Source organism: Pseudomonas sp. B16120 (assembly GCF_044218845.1).
In the GTDB taxonomy this organism is placed as follows: domain Bacteria; phylum Pseudomonadota; class Gammaproteobacteria; order Pseudomonadales; family Pseudomonadaceae; genus Aquipseudomonas; species Aquipseudomonas paracarnis.
The window spans coordinates 3,121,093-3,139,223 of the sequence record NZ_CP162588.1 but is presented as its reverse complement, the minus strand read 5'-3'; the positions used below and the strand labels follow the sequence as shown (position 1 = coordinate 3,139,223).

At 59.8% G+C, this 18,131-nt stretch carries 13 protein-coding genes; 5 read left to right on the top strand and 8 right to left on the bottom strand.

Annotation, left to right across the window (positions count from 1 at the left end; all coding sequences use genetic code 11):
- Window positions 1–30: 30 nt before the first annotated feature.
- The 5 genes from AB4P90_RS14535 to AB4P90_RS14515 form a co-directional block, all read right to left on the bottom strand.
- The gene (locus AB4P90_RS14535) at window positions 31–3,366 is read right to left on the bottom strand and encodes a hypothetical protein (protein ID WP_395606069.1); all 3,336 of its coding nucleotides are present in this window, start codon (window positions 3,364–3,366) and stop codon (window positions 31–33) included.
- 121 nt (window positions 3,367–3,487) lie between these two features.
- The gene (locus AB4P90_RS14530; RefSeq protein ID WP_020302775.1) at window positions 3,488–5,158 is read right to left on the bottom strand and encodes an ATP-binding protein; all 1,671 of its coding nucleotides are present in this window, start codon (window positions 5,156–5,158) and stop codon (window positions 3,488–3,490) included.
- The gene (locus tag AB4P90_RS14525; RefSeq protein ID WP_014718480.1) at window positions 5,158–6,657 is read right to left on the bottom strand and encodes an ATPase domain-containing protein; all 1,500 of its coding nucleotides are present in this window, start codon (window positions 6,655–6,657) and stop codon (window positions 5,158–5,160) included. The genes AB4P90_RS14530 and AB4P90_RS14525 overlap by 1 nt, the downstream gene beginning before the upstream one ends.
- Window positions 6,658–6,813: 156 nt before the next feature.
- On the bottom strand, window positions 6,814–7,872 hold the full coding sequence (locus AB4P90_RS14520) for a tetratricopeptide repeat protein (protein WP_003191245.1): 1,059 nt from the start codon (window positions 7,870–7,872) through the stop codon (window positions 6,814–6,816).
- 70 nt (window positions 7,873–7,942) lie between these two features.
- Entirely contained in the window at window positions 7,943–8,836 is an 894-nt protein-coding gene (locus tag AB4P90_RS14515; protein WP_014718479.1) for a bestrophin family protein, read from the bottom strand.
- A 377-nt stretch (window positions 8,837–9,213) separates the two neighbouring features.
- Here AB4P90_RS14515 and AB4P90_RS14510 point away from each other — a divergent pair, with 377 nt between their 5' ends.
- Genes AB4P90_RS14510 through AB4P90_RS14490 form a run of 5 tightly spaced genes read left to right on the top strand, consistent with a single transcriptional unit; the run spans window position 9,214 to window position 14,771 of the window.
- Complete coding sequence (locus tag AB4P90_RS14510; protein WP_395606068.1) at window positions 9,214–10,863, top strand: AMP-binding protein; 1,650 nt, start codon at window positions 9,214–9,216, stop codon at window positions 10,861–10,863.
- Window positions 10,864–10,884: 21 nt separating this feature from the next.
- Complete coding sequence (locus tag AB4P90_RS14505; protein ID WP_060767419.1) at window positions 10,885–11,652, top strand: SDR family NAD(P)-dependent oxidoreductase; 768 nt, start codon at window positions 10,885–10,887, stop codon at window positions 11,650–11,652.
- 12 nt (window positions 11,653–11,664) lie between these two features.
- Window positions 11,665–12,849, top strand: a complete 1,185-nt coding sequence (locus AB4P90_RS14500) for an acetyl-CoA C-acyltransferase (protein ID WP_014718476.1) — start codon at window positions 11,665–11,667, stop codon at window positions 12,847–12,849.
- Between the two features lie 9 nt (window positions 12,850–12,858).
- A complete protein-coding gene (locus tag AB4P90_RS14495) occupies window positions 12,859–13,986 on the top strand; it encodes an acyl-CoA dehydrogenase (RefSeq protein ID WP_019817058.1) in 1,128 nt (375 codons plus the stop codon).
- Between the two features lie 11 nt (window positions 13,987–13,997).
- A complete protein-coding gene (locus tag AB4P90_RS14490) occupies window positions 13,998–14,771 on the top strand; it encodes an enoyl-CoA hydratase (RefSeq protein WP_395606067.1) in 774 nt (257 codons plus the stop codon).
- Window positions 14,772–14,902: 131 nt separating this feature from the next.
- Here the strand turns inward: AB4P90_RS14490 and AB4P90_RS14485 are convergent, their stop codons facing one another.
- The 3 genes from AB4P90_RS14485 to AB4P90_RS14475 form a co-directional block, all read right to left on the bottom strand.
- The gene (locus tag AB4P90_RS14485) at window positions 14,903–16,054 is read right to left on the bottom strand and encodes an acyl-CoA dehydrogenase family protein (RefSeq protein ID WP_014718473.1); all 1,152 of its coding nucleotides are present in this window, start codon (window positions 16,052–16,054) and stop codon (window positions 14,903–14,905) included.
- A 3-nt stretch (window positions 16,055–16,057) separates the two neighbouring features.
- Entirely contained in the window at window positions 16,058–17,161 is a 1,104-nt protein-coding gene (locus tag AB4P90_RS14480) for an enoyl-CoA hydratase/isomerase family protein (RefSeq protein ID WP_060767292.1), read from the bottom strand.
- 131 nt (window positions 17,162–17,292) lie between these two features.
- Window positions 17,293–18,003: an HPP family protein gene (locus AB4P90_RS14475; protein WP_019817055.1), complete on the bottom strand. Its 711-nt coding sequence runs from the start codon at window positions 18,001–18,003 to the stop codon at window positions 17,293–17,295.
- Window positions 18,004–18,131: the final 128 nt, after the last annotated feature.

Genomic DNA, 18,131 nt, shown 5'->3' with positions numbered 1-18,131 from the left:
TTGCGCGTTTTTCCCGCTTGACGACATCCTTTATGCCGAAGGCACGAAATCCTTCAAGGGAAGACCAAACGGCTGTTTACTGACAGGGTCAAGGGCATACCATTTGCCGTTTTTCTGGGTGGCAGCGATTGCTGTTGTTGTCCCTTGCATGTTGGCGTTGCCTATTGTGGCGTTCTCAACGTTCCTGAAGATCTTTACAGGGTCATACTTGATTTTAAACGAAGGTTGATTATTCCGTCCGGGACCACTGTTCGCCAAGTAAGTTATACCTTCTTGCACGAAGCCTTGCGCAATACCCTTTGGATCGATAGGGTTGAGTGCGCCTATGGCGCCACGCACCAATCTTTTTGCGGTACTTCCAAACGCAGACGAGCCCGCTCTGGCACCAGCGCCAGCGGCCCGCACCGCCCCACCGGCGCCTGCAAGAAGAAAGCCAAAAACATCAAACGCCACATCGATGAGGCCCTCGCGCCAGTTTCCTGCGATAAAGTTTTTGACGGCGTTATAACCCGGAATAAGCCCTACTACAAAATCTTCGATTTTTTGCCAGAAAGGGACTTCACCATCGAATGCAGTGGTGCCCCGCAGTGACTCTGCGTTATCCCGAATACTGATTTTTTTTACCAAGGCGTCAGCGATGTACTGTGTCTTTTCGCTGGCGAAGCTGTTGGGCGCGTTGTTGACGTTGTCGTTTGACCGAGGCGCTAGGACATCTTCCTTGTAGTCGCCATCCGGGACGATAGGAATAAGGCTCCGTGTGCGGACCACACTGTCACCTACGGGAGGGAGGGGGCCGGTCGACTTGTCAGGTATGCCAGGGATGGTTGCGGGTGTTTTATCATTCAAATCCTCACGTTTGCGAATAATATTATTTGGCCCATCTATTTCATAAGTATGAATGCCTTTACGGCCGCTTGCATCTACAAACTCGCTTTGCACAATGATGCTGTGGGGCGAAGGTTCTAACCCTACTGGTGTGGTCGAAGCGCCAGAGTAGGTAACGTCAACTTCTCTGGATACAGTGATTTTCCCATGCTCAATTATATTTCGGTCTTCAACAGGGAGTTTGGAAATCAAGTTCTTGACTTGCGTTTGCGTGGCTCGTTCAAAGCGATCGAATAAAACAGAAAGCTGTGCTTCGAAGGTAGACACTACGAAGCTGTTTGTAAATTTTCGCAAGGCGATGGTGCTAAGATCGATATCTTTATCGCTGGATGTATAGCTATCCAAAGCGACATCCTTATGGTGTCGCTCCGCGTTAATCAATATATCCACCAATGAGTAGGGCCCTGGAAATTCCAAAAAGCCAGAGTCCTTTGGTGTCAGCACTTTTCGTTTTATTTGCTCTTCCGACAAGTGCGGATTTTGCTCTTTGATGCTGGCCACTGCCATTTCATGCAACACAGGGAACGGCGTCGCAAACGTCTTGGAAGACTCATTCAACTGATGCATCTGCTCATTGAATGCAGCGCGTACCTTTGCCATATCTTCTTCTGAGTATTGATCTGTGCTGCTCCTGGTCAGCACACCATTGTAAACGCCCCAATCTTTCAGGGCGTCCGTTTGAGCTTGCTGCTCAACCAGTTTGTCTGCCAGCGTTATTGGCGCCAGTTCATGTCGCATCATGACTTGGGCATACGTCATTCGGCTGGTCGAGCCAGGAGCCTCAGCCTCTATACGAGCTACTGCCGTAACGAAACTGACCCAAGAGTGGGTGCCCTTGGTCAATGTTTCGGGTATGTCTTTGACCAGGAGTTCCGGAGCCTTGCGGGCCAATAGAACTTCCATGGCCAGCACGCCGTTGTAATGGTTCGTCACTCCGGTTTCGCGCAAGTGATCAGACAGCGTTGCGTATATGTCTTGGGCGTTCATTCCGGAGAGGTTCATGTTGGCCAGGTCGAAGCCTGCAACTTTAGTCCTGTTCGAATCGGGTGAAGTTGCGTTGATGCTGAGGGGGTCCAACGAGTCGTAGAGCGCTGTCAACATCCAATCAGCGATCACGTTAGGCGATGCAATTTCGCCAAATTCGCGCTCCGCCGCAAGGGCGAATTTTTTAACATTGGGAAACTCCAGGACGTTGTCAATGCCGCGGCTACGATCTTCCAGAAAGCTTGCACCGAAATTCTGTCGATATTCAACCCCGCGAGTCAAATAGGCGAGCAGGGTGTTTTCTGGCTGACCTTCCAAAAACTTACTGGTCATGGCGGCAAGTGCACGCCGATCATCATTGCTCATCGGCGTTGGCCATGAGTGCGCCCCGCCTAGATTGCCATGCGCCGGTTTTTCAATGGGAGGGCTTGCCAACGACTGCGCAATGTTCTTTAACTCCGACGCATTAGTTGGAAGTACTATGCCATGCCCTACGAGGTAGTCGCGCAGTGTCACCGCCACATCCGGTTTCAGATTGTGGTCCCGGAAGTAGGAAGAGGTGGGATCTATCTCAACTGGCGTATCCAGAACATTTTGCAACCGTTGCTTAATGGTTAGCTGGAGCTTTTCGATAGTTTCTTCGTAACCAGATCTTTTTTGCCAGAATTGGAGCTCGGCCTCCAGGTCCTCAAGGTCCTTAGCTTTTTCGTTTACGACGTTTGATATTACCCCAATCACGGCATTTCGATTGTTCAGATCCCCCAACTCCGACACTTGATTATTCAGGTATTGCTGGGGAGGGAAATTAAACCTCTCATTGTAGGTGTCAGAATCCGGATCCTGCAGTTTATCAAGTAGCTGCTGGATGGATGCCTGTCGCTGAGAAGGCGATAGTATGCGGTCGGAGGGCACGGCATGACCATGAAACCGTGCGATGTCTGCGATCGTTGCGGTGGTCGCGGTGGATGCGGTATCGAAACTTACGACATTGCCGGGGCCTGCCAACGTTTTGGCAACACTCTTGAGCAGGGGCCAACCCGTAAAGCTGTGAATATCCAAGGATTTGGCGGTGGGCGTGGGCGGTGAAAAGTCGAAGGGGTTTCGCTGTTTGGCCCCCGTGGTCGTGACGTCGAGGGTACCGCTGTCGACATTGATAGTAAGCGGCTTTGATAGGTCTACATCATTCTGCTTGGCCCAGTCCTTGAACGCAGGGCTTTCAAGTAGTTTAAGCATCAGCGCACGCGTCTGCCCTAAGGACGAATTCCACGGGATTCTGTCAACTTCAACTTCGCGATAGTCTTGATTGTCACCCAACAAATCTCGCAACGTACCACCGTATATGCTGGCTAACCACTGATCCTTATCTTGCAGAGAGGTTTGTCTTGTTCCCGGAAGCTCTGTCGCGACCTCGAGGCGGGCAGATTGCGGTTGTGGAACGGCGCTTGCCAGTTGGGGCGTATAAAGCTCGGGAAAGCGTGAATTGGAAATGGCAGTCATCAGAAATATTCCTGGTCGATGTGGGTAGTGCGTTATTCGCCAACGTATGTGGAAAAAAACTCACATCGATTCCATCTGCTGCCTGCTAAACCGTGACGACTTATTGCCACATGTGGCCGCTCTACGCCTGGATCATCTCCCGCACCTTGGCCGTCAACAAATCAAACGTAAAAGGCTTGGTGATCAGTTGCATCCCCGGGTCCAGGAAGCCACCCCGCACCGCGGCGTGCTCGGCGTATCCGGTAATAAACAATACTTTGAGTTCCGGACGAATCTGCCGGCCGATTTCCGCTAGTTGTCGGCCGTTCATCCCCGGCAAACCGACGTCGCTGATCATCAGGTCGATGCGCTGTTCGGATTCAATGATCGGCACCGCCGCATTCGCGTCCCCAGCCTCGATAAACCCGTAACCCAGTTCTTTGAGCACCGCGCTGACCAACACCCGAACTGCGGGATCATCCTCGACGATCAAAACCGTTTCCCCTGCATTGGCAAACGGCAGCAATGTCGGGTTGAGCGGCTCCTGAGCTTGGGGCTCACCGATAAAGCGCGGCAGGAACAAACTGACCGTCGTACCTTTGCCGACTTCGCTGTGGATGGTCACATGCCCACGAGACTGGCGAGCGAAGCCGTAGATCATCGACAGCCCAAGACCGGTGCCTTGGCCGATGGGTTTGGTGGTAAAAAACGGATCAAACACGCGATCCATCAGGTGTTGCGGTATGCCGCAACCGTTGTCGCTGACACTCAGTTCTACGTAGTCGCCCGGGGTCAAGGTGCCGTAGGCGGCGGTAAAGACACTGTCGAGGTGACGATTGGTGGTCTCCACGGTCAGCGTGCCACCCGTGGGCATGGCGTCGCGCGCGTTGATCACCAGGTTGAGCAGGGCGCTTTCGAGCTGGTTCGGGTCGGCCTCGGCCGTCCACAAGGCGTCGCTCAGGCGCATGTCCAGGTTGATACTTTCGTTGATGCTGCGTTGCAATAATTCGCCCATGGACGTGACCAACTGGTTGATCTGCACAGGCTTGGAGTCCAGTGATTGTCGACGGGAGAACGCCAACAGTCGATGGGTGAGGCTCGCTGCGCGGTTGGCCGAGGTCACGCCCAGGTCGATCAGGCTGTCCAGGTCATCCAGTTTGCCCCGGGACACACGTCGGCGTAGCAGTTCCAGGCTACCGATAATGCCGGTAAGCATATTGTTGAAGTCATGGGCGATACCCCCGGTCAACTGGCCAACGGCTTCCATTTTCTGCGATTGGCGCAGGGCTTCTTCATTGTGACGCAGTTGGGCGGTGCGTTCTTCCACTTGCTGCTCAAGCGTTTCCAAAGTGCGCTGGAGACGCAACTCACTCTCGCTCAAGTCAATCAACCGGTCCCGCGCTTCGTACTGGCGCCGTCGACCGCGCAGGGCCGCGCTCACCAGGCTGATCAAGGTGATGGGATGGAACGGCCGCTCCAGAAACGTGACGTTGCCCAGCAAGCCGCTCAGCCGCGTCGAGCCGTTCTGCTCTTTGCCGCCATGCTGGGTCATCAGCACGATAGGCAGGTCGGACCAGGCCGGTTGCTGATGCAACAGCTCGAGTAACGGCTCAAGGTCGACGCCACGCAGTGCCTCAGCCGCAATGATGAGCAGCCCGGCGCCTTGCGTCAGCTCTTCGCACAGAGCGGCCAGGCTGTTGGCGACAATCCCGCTGTAGCCGGCTTCGTTAAGCATCATCAGCGCCAATGAGCCATCGCGGCCCATGGGCGCCAGCACGATGGCACGCTCGTAGACGGGAGACAGGGCCGGCACTAGCCCTCATCCTTGAGCAGAGGGGAGCCGGCACCCATATAGGTTGGAATGCCCCGCAGCACACCCTGGAAGTTATCCAGGGGTACACCTACCGTCATACCGCGGCTGCCGATGCGATATTCACGAATGGTCGACTCGTGGGAGCCCGTTCTTTTTTTGATGACCGAAATGGCCCGGCGAACTTTACCCAGGGCCTCGAAATAACGCAGCAAGATCACGGTGTCGGCCAGGTAGGTGATGTCGACCGGCGTCTGCATGTCGCCGACCAGGCCGTGCTGGGCCACCGTCATGAAGGTGGCTGCACCACGGCGGTTAAGGTACAGCAGCAGTTCATGCATATGCAGGATCAGCGCGTTTTCTTCGGGCATGGCCGCCTGGTAGCCGTTGATACTGTCGATGACCACGGTCTTGATACCGCGCTCATCCACGCAGCGGCGAACCCGGTGGGAAAATTCGCCGGGGGAGAGTTCGGCCGCGTCGACCTGTTCGATCAGCAGGTTTCCGGTGTCTCGTAAGGCGGCGAGGTCGATGCCCATGTTCTTCATGCGCTCGAACAGCAGGCCCAGCTCTTCATCGAAGATGAACAGCGCAGCCTTTTCGCCACGGGCCACGGCGGCGGCAGCGAAGATCATCGATATCAAAGACTTGCCGGTACCGGCCGGGCCGAGAATCAGGCTGCTGGAGCCGGTCTCGATCCCCCCGCCGAGCAGAGAATCCAACTCCTCGATACCGCTGCTCAAGGTTTGACGGTTGTAACCGCCGCGATGCTCGGCCGCCACCAGGCGCGGGAATACGTGAATGCCGTCGCCCATGATGGTGAAGTCGTGGAAGCCGCCACGGTATTTCTGGCCCCGGTACTTGACCACCCGGATACGCCGACGCTCGGCGCCATAGTTGGGCGTCAGCTCCTCCAGGCGAATCACCCCGTGCGCAACGCTGTGCACGGTCTTATCCAGGGATTCGGTGGTCAAGTCATCCAGCAGTAACACGGTGGCGTCATAACGCACGAAGTAGTGCTTGATCGCCAGGATCTGCCGGCGATAGCGCAACGAGCTTTGCGCCAGAAGGCGGATCTCAGACAGGCTGTCGACCACCACGCGGGTCGGCTTGACCCGCTCTACCACTTCAAAGATCTGGCGGGTGGCTTCACCCAGCTCCAGGTCGGAGGAGTACAGCAGGCTTTGCTGGTGATCGGCGTTGAGCAGGCTTTCCGGTGGGGTCAGCTCGAAGATATGAATATGCTCATCCAAGTCCCAGCCGTGGGATTTGGCACCCTGGCGCAGTTCGTGCTCGGTTTCGGACAGGGTGATATATAAGCAACGTTCGCCGTTCTGCGCACCGGCCCGCAGAAAATGCAGGGCCACGGTGGTTTTACCGGTGCCGGGTTCGCCTTCGAGCAAAAACACGTGGCTTCGCGATAGCCCCCCGGCAAGAATGTCATCAAGACCTTCGACGCCGGTGGCCGCCTTTTCACTCAACAGCTGTTTGGATGTACTCAAGAAGTGCCCTCAGGTCACGTACAAGTAGAGGGGCACGCCGACTGGGACGCGCCATATTCACTTGACCGTAGTGGCCACTAGCGGTTCAACGTTTTGGATGAATTGTACGAAGAGAGGTCGCTTTACACGTTTTTGCAGTGCTGAGCTGATCGCCTATCAGAGGCCCTGTTGTAGCGCCGGATCATCCGGGTTCTGTTGCTCCAGTTGGGCGAGCAGCACCTGAACGTTCTGCAACTGCCCGGTCTCTTTCCAGTAATTGACCAGCAACACGCGGGCTTTGCGATTGGCGGGATGCCGCTGGACGATTTCTTCCAGCTGGCGCTGGGCCGCCTCTACTTCGTCCTGGGCGTGCAGGGTGGTGGCCAGGTCATAGCGATAATCCGGGTTGTCCGGCGCAAGCTCCACCGCCTTGGACAGGCCGAGCAGGGCGTAGGGGCGCTCGCCATGGTGCAACAGCCACATGCCCAAGGCATGTTGCAGGTAGGCCGACTCCGGATGCGCCGCCAGTTGCCGGGCCAGCAGTTGGCGCGACTCGTCGGTCTTGCCTTGCTTGTCCAGCAGTTCGATTTGCGATACCACCGCTTGCAGGTTGTCCGGCTGCAAGCGCATTGCCTGCTCCAGGGCGTTTTGCGCCTCCGGCAGCAGGGCGCTGTGGATGTACAGACGCGCCAATTGAATCCAGCCTTCAGCGGTTTCGGGCTGGGCCTTGAGCGTTGTCACGAATTCATCGAGCACCTGCTGCAGTGGGCCAAAGTACAAACCCAGTGTATCGGGCGACAGGCCCAGCAAGGCGTTGGCGGCGGCAAAGCGCACCGATTGTTCCGGATCGTCCAGCACCGGGCCGAGCAGTAAGGTGCGCTGGCCAGTGGGCACCAGGCCGACGATGCTGTGAATAGCGGCTTCGCGCACCAGCGCCGACTCATTGGCGAGGTCTTTATCGGCCAGCTTCAGCGCCTGGGGGCTGGGGTAATTGGGCAGCTCAGCATGCAAGGCGGCGCGGCGCTCGGGCGACAGGTCCGGCCGGCCCAACTGTTGGTACAACACACGTGCGGCGCCGGGCTCGCCGTTATGCGCCTGCTTCAAGGCCTTGGAATAGCCATGGGCGATGGCTGGGGGTACGGCCACTGCAGGGGTGCGGGAGAAAAACCAGGTGATCAGTACGATCAACAACAGGGCGCACAGGCCGATGATGGAGTAACGGCGTGACTTTGACATGCAGGCGTCCGAAAGCTTGGGCAGCAAAGTTCCAAGCTTCGGTCAGTGCGAGGCGAGTGTCAAACCCGCGTCAGGTCAGCACGTAGTCCGCTGGCTCCAACGCTGGCGGCAGGTTGACTTCACCAAGGGCGGCGAGGATCTCGCGCTCCAATGTCCGCAGGATAGCGTCACACGGCAAGTCGTTTTCGTCGAAGCCGAAGGGGTCTTCCAATTCGTCGCCAATCGCATCCAGGCCAAAGAAGGTGTAGCTGACAATCGCGGTGAACACTGGCGTCAACCAGCCAAGTGGCTCGGCCATGGCGAATGGCAGCAAGATGCAGAACAGGTAAATGGTGCGGTGCAACAGCAGGGTGTAGGGAAAGGGCAGTGGCGTGGTCTTGATGCGCTCGCATGCCGCCTGCACCTGGCTCAGGCTGACTAGCCGGGCTTCCAGTTGGGTGTAGCGCCATTCGCTGATCACGCCCTGTTGTGCCAGGACCGAAAAGCGCGCACCGACCGTTTGCAGCACGCTGTCCGGCAAGTTGGGGTGGCCCACTGGCATGCTGATCCAAGGGTGTATCGCCCGGGCTTGATCTTCATGGCGCAAATGCGCGACCAAGCCATGGGCAAAACCGCACAGGCCGCGCAGCAGGCCAGCACGCTCGGCGGTGTCCCCCAGCACCTGGGTCTCGCGAATCAGCGAGCGCACGTCAATGACCATTTGCCCCAGTTGCTTGCGGCCCTCCCACCATCGGTCATAGCAGGCGTTGTTGCGAAAACTCATGAAGATCGACAGTGACAGGCCCAACAAGGTGAAGGGCGTAGCGTTGACCTTGGAAAAATAGGCAGGGTGCAGGGTTTCCACCAGCACGATGACCGAGGCCAACAGCGTGACCAGCAGGCTGCGCCAGGCAATGCGCTTGGCAATGGAGCCTTTGAGGGAGAACAGGATACCCAGGACGTTGGGTTTAGGGCGAACGATCATGGAGGGCTTCTGTGGCGTGCAGGCGGTCAGATTAGAAGCTGCTATGCATCGCGTCCAATCACTTGGATCGACCGCCTGATCAGTCGACTCAATGACCAACGTGGGAGCCGGGCAGTACATAACCCTGTGGGAGCTGGCTTGCCTGCGAAAGCGGTGGTGCAGTGACAGCTTTGGTGACTGACCCACCGCCTTCGCGGGCAAGCCCGCTCCCACAGAAAAGCGAAAAAGCCCCCCGCGTTTCGCTACGGACTGGCCAAACCAGTCAGCCAAGTTGAAAGCTTTGACCATTGCCGCTGCGCCGCTCTGGAGCGACTATTTCAGCGCTTTTCTCGAGTTGAAAACGTCCTGAAAATAAAAACACAGAAGGATAGGAAGCGATGCGTGAGTATTTGGCTGCCACCACCGAGTTTGATTACCAGCACACCGTCGACGCCGCACTGGCCGGCAACCTGCAAGCGCTCAATGCCTGCTTGGAATGCTGTGACCGTCACGCGTTGCCGGGGCGCATCGCGTTGTTCTGGGAGGGCAAGGACGGACGCAGCGCCACGTCAACCTTTACCGAACTGCAAGAGCAGGCCGCGCGTTTCGCCAACTTCCTCTTGGCCCAGGGCGTCAAGCGCGGTGACAAGGTGGCGGGCCTGTTGCCCCGTACTGCCGAATTGTTGGTGGTCGTGCTGGCGACGTGGCGCATCGGCGCGGTCTATCAGCCGCTGTTTACCGCGTTCGGACCCAAGGCAATTGAACATCGCTTGAACAGCTCGGGCGCAGCGCTGGTGGTCACCGATGCAGTGAACCGTCCCAAGCTGGCGGAAGTCGCCGACTGCCCGACCATCGTCACGGTCGCCGGAGCCAAGGGCGAAGGTATCGTGCGGGGCGACTACAGCTTCTGGGCCGAACTGCCCAGCTACTCTTCTCACTGCGAGCCGGTGCTGCTGGGCGCAGAGGAGCCGTTCCTGCTGATGTTCACCTCCGGCACCACCGGCCCGTCCAAGGCGCTGTCGGTACCGCTCAAGGCCATCGTCGCGTTCCAGGGCTACATGCGCGACGCCGTGGACTTGCGCCCCGAGGACGCATTCTGGAACGTTGCCGACCCTGGCTGGGCCTATGGCATCTATTTCGGCGTGACCGGGCCGTTGTCCATGGGGCACCCGATCACCTTCTACGATGGCCCGTTCACCCTGGAAAGCACCTGCCGGGTCATCAATAAATACGCGATCACCAACCTGACCGGTTCGCCCACGGCGTATCGGCTGTTGATTGCCGGTGGCGAACAGTTCGCCGGTTCGATCAAGGGCAAGCTGCGCATCGTCAGCAGCGCCGGTGAGCCTTTGAACCCGGAGGTGATCCGCTGGTTCGCCGACCACCTGGGCGTGACCATCCACGACCATTACGGCCAGACCGAGCTGGGCATGGTGCTGTGCAATCACCATGGTTTGGCGCATCCGGTGCATGTGGGCTCGGCGGGTTTTGCCTCGCCAGGGCATCGCATCGTGGTGCTGGATGACAACCATCAGGAGCTGCCAGCCGGCCAACCCGGCATCCTGGCCATCGACCGCGAGCAATCGCCTATGTGCTGGTTTGCCGGGTACGACGGCGTGAAAACCAAGGCGTTCGTCGGCAAGTACTACCTCAGCGGCGATACCGTGGAGCTGAACCCGGACGGCAGCATCAGCTTTGTCGGACGCAGCGACGACGTGATCACTACATCCGGCTACCGCGTGGGCCCCTTCGACGTGGAAAGCGCATTGGTCGAACACCCGGCGGTGGTCGAGGCTGCCGTGGTCGGCAAGCCTTGCCCGGAGCGCACTGAGCTGGTCAAAGCCTTTGTGGTGATCAGCGAGCAATACCGCGCCACCCCGGAGCTGGCTGAAGAGCTGCGCCTGCATGTGCGCCAGCGCCTGGCCGCCCATGCGTACCCGCGGGAAATCGAATTTGTCAGCGACTTGCCCAAGACCCCGAGCGGCAAGCTGCAACGCTTTATTTTGCGCAATCAGGAAATAGCCAAGGCCCAGGCGGCCGTGGCTTGACCCTTTTAAAAGGAAACAACGATGCAGATTGAAAACAAGGTATTCCTGGTCAGCGGCGGCGCGTCGGGCCTCGGCGCGGCCACGGCCGAAATGCTGGTCGCCGCGGGTGCCAAGGTGATGCTGGTGGACTTGAACGCCGACGCCGTGACTGCCAAGGCCAAGCAACTGGGCGACAATGCCCGCAGCGCCGTGGCGGACATCAGCCAGGAAGCCGCTGCAGAAGCGGCCGTGACGGCGGCGGTCGAGGCCTTTGGGGGCTTGCACGGCCTGGTCAACTGCGCGGGTGTCGTGCGTGGCGAGAAGATCCTCGGCAAGAACGGCCCGCACGGCCTGGCGAGCTTTGCCCAGGTCATCAACGTCAACCTGATCGGCAGTTTCAACCTGCTGCGCCTGGCCGCTGCGGCGATCGCCGAAACCGAGGCGAATGCCGACGGCGAGCGGGGCATCATCATTAATACCGCCTCGGTGGCGGCATTCGATGGGCAGATCGGCCAGGCTGCGTACGCCGCGTCCAAGGGCGCGATCGCCAGCCTCACCTTGCCTGCCGCGCGGGAACTGGCGCGCTTTGGTATCCGGGTGATGACCATTGCACCCGGCATTTTCGAAACCCCGATGATGGCCGGCATGACCGACGAAGTCCGCAACTCCCTGGCTGCCGGCGTGCCGTTCCCGCCACGCCTGGGCAAACCCGCCGAATATGCCGCGCTGGTACGCCACATCATTGAAAACAGCATGCTTAATGGTGAGGTGATCCGTCTCGACGGTGCCTTGCGCATGGCCGCCAAATAAGGAGCAATGGCTATGAACGATCCAATTGTTATTGTCAGCGCCGTGCGCACGCCCATGGGCGGGTTCCAGGGCGACCTCAAAAGCCTGACCGCGCCGCAACTGGGCGCAGCCGCCATTCGTGCGGCGGTCGAGCGTGCCGGTATCGCCACCGATGCCGTCGACGAAGTGCTGTTTGGCTGTGTACTGCCCGCCGGGCTTGGGCAAGCGCCTGCTCGCCAGGCTGCCTTGGGCGCCGGGCTGGACAAGGGCACGCGCTGCACCACCCTCAACAAAATGTGCGGTTCCGGCATGGAAGCGACGATTCTGGCCCACGATTCGCTGCGCGCTGGCAGTGTCGATGTGGTGATCGCTGGCGGCATGGAAAGCATGTCCAACGCCCCGTACCTGCTGGACCGTGCGCGCAGCGGCTACCGCATGGGCCACGGCAAGGTGCTGGACCATATGTTCCTCGACGGCCTTGAAGATGCCTACGACAAGGGGCGCCTGATGGGAACCTTTGCCGAGGACTGCGCCGAGCACAATGGTTTTACCCGTGAAGCTCAGGACGCGTTTGCCATCGCTTCCCTGACCCGCGCACAAGAGGCTATCACCCACGGCAGCTTTGCCAGTGAAATCGTCCCGGTGCAGGTCACCGTGGGCAAAGAACAAAAAACCATTCTGCACGATGAGCAACCGCCGAAAGCCAGGCTGGACAAGATTGCCAGCCTGAAACCGGCGTTCCGTGACGGCGGTACAGTGACAGCAGCCAACTCCAGCTCGATCTCCGATGGCGCCGCGGCGTTGTTGCTGATGCGTGAGTCCGAGGCGCTCAAGCGCGGCCTCAAGCCGTTAGCAGTGATCCACGGGCACGCCGCGTTTGCCGATGAGCCTGGGCTATTTCCGGTGGCGCCGGTGGGGGCGATTCGCAAACTGATGAGCAAGACCGGCTGGAGCCTCGACGAGGTGGACCTGTTCGAAATCAACGAGGCCTTCGCCGTGGTCAGCCTGGTGACCATGAGCAAGCTGGAGATTCCCCATGACAAGGTCAACGTGCATGGTGGTGCCTGTGCATTGGGCCACCCCATTGGTGCCTCCGGCGCACGCATCCTGGTGACGTTGCTTGCGGCCCTGCGCCAGAAGGGCCTCAAGCGTGGCGTCGCCGCTATCTGCATTGGCGGCGGTGAAGCCACGGCCATGGCCGTTGAATGCTTGTATTGAGGATGACCTATGTTGCCCAATGACGAACAACTGCAGATCAGCGACGCCGCCCGGCAATTTGCCCAGGAACGTTTGAAACCCTTCGCCGCCGAGTGGGACCGCGAGCATCGTTTTCCCAAGGAGGCCATTGCGCAAATGGCCGAACTGGGCTTTTTCGGCATGCTGGTCCCGGAACAGTGGGGCGGTTGCGACACTGGCTACCTGGCCTACGCCATGGCCCTGGAAGAAATCGCCGCCGGCGACGGTGCCTGCTCCACGATCATGAGCGTGCACAACTCGGTGGGTTGTGTGCCGATCCTCAAGTTTGGCAATGACCAGCAGAAAGAGCAGTTCCTCACGCCCCTGGCCAGTGGCGCCATGCTCGGTGCCTTCGCGCTGACCGAACCCCAGGCAGGCTCCGATGCCAGCAGCCTGAAAACCCGGGCGCGCCTTGAAGGCGACCACTATGTACTCAACGGCTGCAAACAGTTCATCACCTCCGGGCAAAACGCCGGGATCGTGATTGTGTTTGCGGTCACCGACCCCGCCGCAGGCAAGCGTGGGATCAGCGCGTTTATCGTGCCCACCGATTCGCCCGGTTATACCGTGGCACGGGTGGAAGACAAGCTGGGGCAGCATGCCTCGGACACTTGCCAGATCCTGTTTGAAGACGTGAAAGTACCGGTGGCCAACCGTCTGGGCGAGGAGGGCGAGGGCTACAAAATCGCCTTGGCCAACCTGGAAGGTGGCCGCGTGGGCATCGCCTCCCAGTCGGTGGGCATGGCCCGTGCCGCCTTCGAAGCGGCCCGCGACTATGCCCGTGAGCGTGAAAGCTTTGGCAAGCCGTTGGTCGAACACCAGGCCGTGGCCTTTCGCCTGGCCGACATGGCCACCCAGATCGCCGTCGCCCGGCAGATGGTGCATTACGCCGCCGCCCTGCGTGACAGTGGCAAGCCGGCGCTGGTGGAAGCGTCCATGGCCAAGCTGTTTGCGTCCGAAATGGCCGAGAAAGTCTGCTCGGCCGCCTTGCAAACCCTGGGCGGTTACGGTTACCTGAACGACTTCCCCCTGGAGCGAATCTACCGCGATGTGCGGGTCTGCCAGATTTACGAAGGCACCAGCGATATTCAACGCATGGTCATCTCACGCAATCTTTAAGGAGCCGATACATGAGTTACGAAACCATCCTGCTTGACGTCCAGGGCCGTGTGGGGCTGATCACGCTTAACCGCCCCAACGCCCTGAACGCTTTGAATGCACAACTGGTCAGTGAGCTGAACCAGGCGCTGGACAGCCTGGAAGCCAACCCTGAAATTGGCTGCATCGTGCTGACTGGCTCGAAAAAAGCCTTCGCGGCCGGTGCCGACATCAAGGAAATGGCCGAGCTGACCTACCCGCAGATCTACATGGACGACTTGTTCAGCGACAGCGACCGCGTGGCCAACCGCCGCAAGCCGATCATCGCCGCCGTGAATGGCTTAGCCCTGGGCGGCGGCTGCGAACTGGCCTTGATGTGCGACTTTATCCTCGCCGGCGACACTGCCAAGTTCGGCCAGCCGGAAATCAACCTGGGCGTGCTGCCAGGCATGGGCGGCACCCAGCGCCTGACCCGTGCAGTGGGCAAGGCGAAGGCCATGGAGATGTGCTTGACCGGGCGTTTTATCGACGCGGTAGAGGCCGAGCGCTGCGGGATCGTGGCGCGCATCGTGCCCGCCGATGAATTGCTGGAAGAAGCGCTGAAAGTGGCCGCCCTGATCGCCGGTAAATCCGTACCGATCAGCATGATGGTCAAGGAAAGCGTGAACCGTGCGTTTGAAGTCAGCCTGTCCGAAGGCGTGCGCTTTGAGCGCCGGGTGTTCCATGCGGCGTTCGCGACCCAGGACCAGAAAGAAGGCATGGCCGCGTTTGTGGCCAAGCGGGCGCCGCAATTCAAGGATAAGTAACCCCTGCCAAACGCCGCAAAGCAAAGGTGGGAGCTGGCATGCCTGCGATGGCATCGCCTCGGTTTAACTGATGTACCGAGGTGTCTGCATCGCAGGCAAGCCAGCTCCCACGGGGCTTTGGGTCATGTCCATCAGAGCTGGTAGTTTTTCAACTCCCTGGCAATCACCATCCGCTGAATCTCGCTGGTGCCTTCGTAAATCTGCGTGATCCGTGCGTCCCGGTAGTAACGCTCCACCGGGTAATCCTCCAGATACCCATACCCTCCATGAATCTGCATTGCCTTGGAGCAGACCCGCTCGGCCATTTCCGAGGCGAACAGCTTGGCCTGGGAGGCTTCGGACAAGCAGGGTTTGCCGGCGGTGCGCAGGCGCGCGGCGTGGAGGATCAGCAGGCGCGCAGCGTTGAGCTGGGTTTGCATGTCGGCCAGCAGGTTGGCCACGCTCTGGTGTTCGATGATTGCCTTGTCGAACTGCACCCGATCACGGGCGTAGGCCAGCGCGGCTTCAAACGCGGCGCGGGCGATGCCCAGGGCCTGGGCGGCGATACCAATGCGGCCGCCTTCCAGGTTGGAGAGGGCGATGGCCAGCCCCTTGCCGCGCTCACCCAACAGATTGGCTTCGGGAACCTTGCATTGGTTGAGGGTGACGGCGCAGGTGTCTGACGCACGAATGCCCATCTTGTGCTCGGTGCGGTCGACCACGAAACCTGGGGTGTCGGTCGGCACCAGGAACGCCGAAATGCCTTTCTTGCCCAGTTCCGGGTCGGTCACGGCGAACACGATGGCCAATTTGGCGCGCTTGCCGTTGCTGACGAACTGTTTGGCGCCATTGATGACCCATTGGCCATCACGCAGTTCGGCGCGTGTGCGCAGGTTATGGGCTTCGGAGCCGGCCTGGGGCTCGGTCAGGCAGAAGCAACCGATGGCCTGGCCGCTGGCGAGTTCGGCCAGCCAGGTGTGTTTCTGTTCGGTGGTGCCGTAGTTGAGGATCGGCCCGCAACCGACTGAATTATGGATGCTCATCAAGGCGCCAGTGGCGCCGTCACCGGCGGATATTTCCTCCACGGCCAGGGCGTAGGCCACGTAATCGACATAGGTGCCACCCCATTCTTCCGGGACCACCATGCCCAGCAGGCCCAGCTCCCCCATCTTCGCCACCAGGGCGTCGTCGATCCAGCCGGCTTTTTCCCAGGCTTGGGCGTAGGGGGCGATTTCGCCACGGGCAAAATCCCGCGCCATGTCGCGGATCATCACTTGTTCTTCAGTGTATTCAAGATCTTGCATGGCTTATTTCTCAATCTGCGCGAAGTCGCGGAAGAAGCTCTCCACATGGCTGGCATCCAGCGCATGGAGGGTGGGCGGGTTCCACTTCGGCGTCTTGTCCTTGTCGATGATCAGGGCGCGAACCCCTTCGATCAGGTCGCCGCGCTCGAACCATTGGCGGTCCAGGTGCAGTTCGAGGGCAAAGCAGTGTTCCAGTGGCAGGTGGCGGCCACGGCGCAGCATCTCCAGGGTCACGGCCATGGCCAGGGGCGAGCGGGTCTGCATGAGGTTGGCGGTGGTCAGCGCCCAGTCATGGCTATCGGCCACGGTGACTTGTTGCAGTTGCTCGACGATGCTGGGCACGTCCGGCAACCCGAAAAAGTGGTCAATGGCCGGGCGCAAGGCCGCCAGCGGGGCGTCGGGCAATTGCTGCACGGCCAGCCTGGCAAGTGCGCCTTGCAAGTCCTTGAGGGGAGACTCGCTCCATTGCAGACGGTCGAGCTTCTGATCCAGTTCAACCAGCTTGGCGCTGTCGATGTACCAGTCCGCCAGCCCGCAATACAAGGCATCCGCCGCGCGGATTTGCACGCCGGTCACCCCAAGGTAGGTGCCCAGTTCGCCAGGAATACGCGAGAGGAAATAACTGCCGCCCACATCCGGGAAGTACCCGATGGCCACTTCCGGCATCGCCAGGCGGCTGCGTTCGGTGACCACCCGCAGGTCCGCGCCTTGCACCAGGCCCATGCCACCGCCGAGTACGAAGCCGTCCATCAACGCCAGTACGGGTTTACGGTAATGGTGGATGGCAAGGTCGAGGGCATATTCCTCGACGAAGAAATCCTGGTGCAGGGTGTCGCCTTGCTTGAAGCTGTCGTACAGCGAACGTATGTCGCCACCGGCGCAAAAGGCCTTCTCACCGGCGCCGCGCAGGACGATGGCATAGACCTCAGGGTCGTCGGCCCAGACCTGCAAGTGCGCGGCCAATTGGCGGACCATGTTCAGGGTGATGGCGTTAAGGCCTGCGGGGCGGTTGAGGGTGAGGTGGCCGATATGGTTACGCACCTGTGCCAGAACTGCATCCTGCTGGATCTCGGCGTGGCTTGCTTGGGATGAAACCTGAGCAGTCATCTCTAACTCCCTGCTTTTATTGTTCTTTATCAAGACGTTCGCGGGCGAACTCTCTCGTGATCGTACCAGTGCAAATTTGCCTCGTACAACTTGGAATCATGCAGGTCGTTGTTGCATTTATGCAGTGTCGCTCAAACCACCCGGCTGGCCAGAACCTCACCGATACTGCGACGCCGGGCATGGCCCTCGGCGGCGTGGATCAGTTGTTCAAGCTCTGTCGGTTCGACATCGTAGAACTGCTCCATCTCGGCCAACGCTAGCTTGAGGTCGGCTGCCGTGATGCTCGGCTCGCTCACGGCGGTGGCAGTGCCCAGGATAACCGGGGCAGGCTCGGCAAGCCCCTTGGGATAACGCGTGCGCGTGGCATTGTTATAGGCCAGCGCGCAGGCGAGCAGGGCGCCGGCCCCTAGCATCACCGGCGCAAGCTCGTACCAGCCGAGGCCGACCGATGCCGGATCGGCCAGCACCAGGGTCATGGCCAGGCCGCCGGCCGGCGGGTGCAGGCAGCGCAGCCAGCAGATGAGGATCACCGTCATGCCTGCCGCCAGGCAGGCGCTGCCCAAGGTGCGCCCCAGGACGCGGGCGACCAGCAACGCGACGACGCCTGCACACAGGTAACTGCCGATTATCGACCAGGGTTGGGCCAGCGCCCCCGACGACACGGCAAACAGCAATACGGCCGATGCGCCAAGAGGGCCGAGCAGGTGCAGGGCCACCTCCATGCCGAACACCTGGGCACAGGCCCAGACACTGAACAGCGTGCCCAGGGCCATGCCGATGGCTGCACGGCTCCATTCGGCGGGACGGGTGTTGATTGCAGCGGGTAACCAGCGAGCGAGCATTGAAAGACGGTCCATAAACAGCGGGCGAAAAAAAAGGCCTGCCTGGTTTCCCGGAACAGCCCTTTGAAGGTTCCAACATTGGGGGAAGGAACCTGCGCAGTGTGCCGCGCTTGATCTGGTGGCGCCAC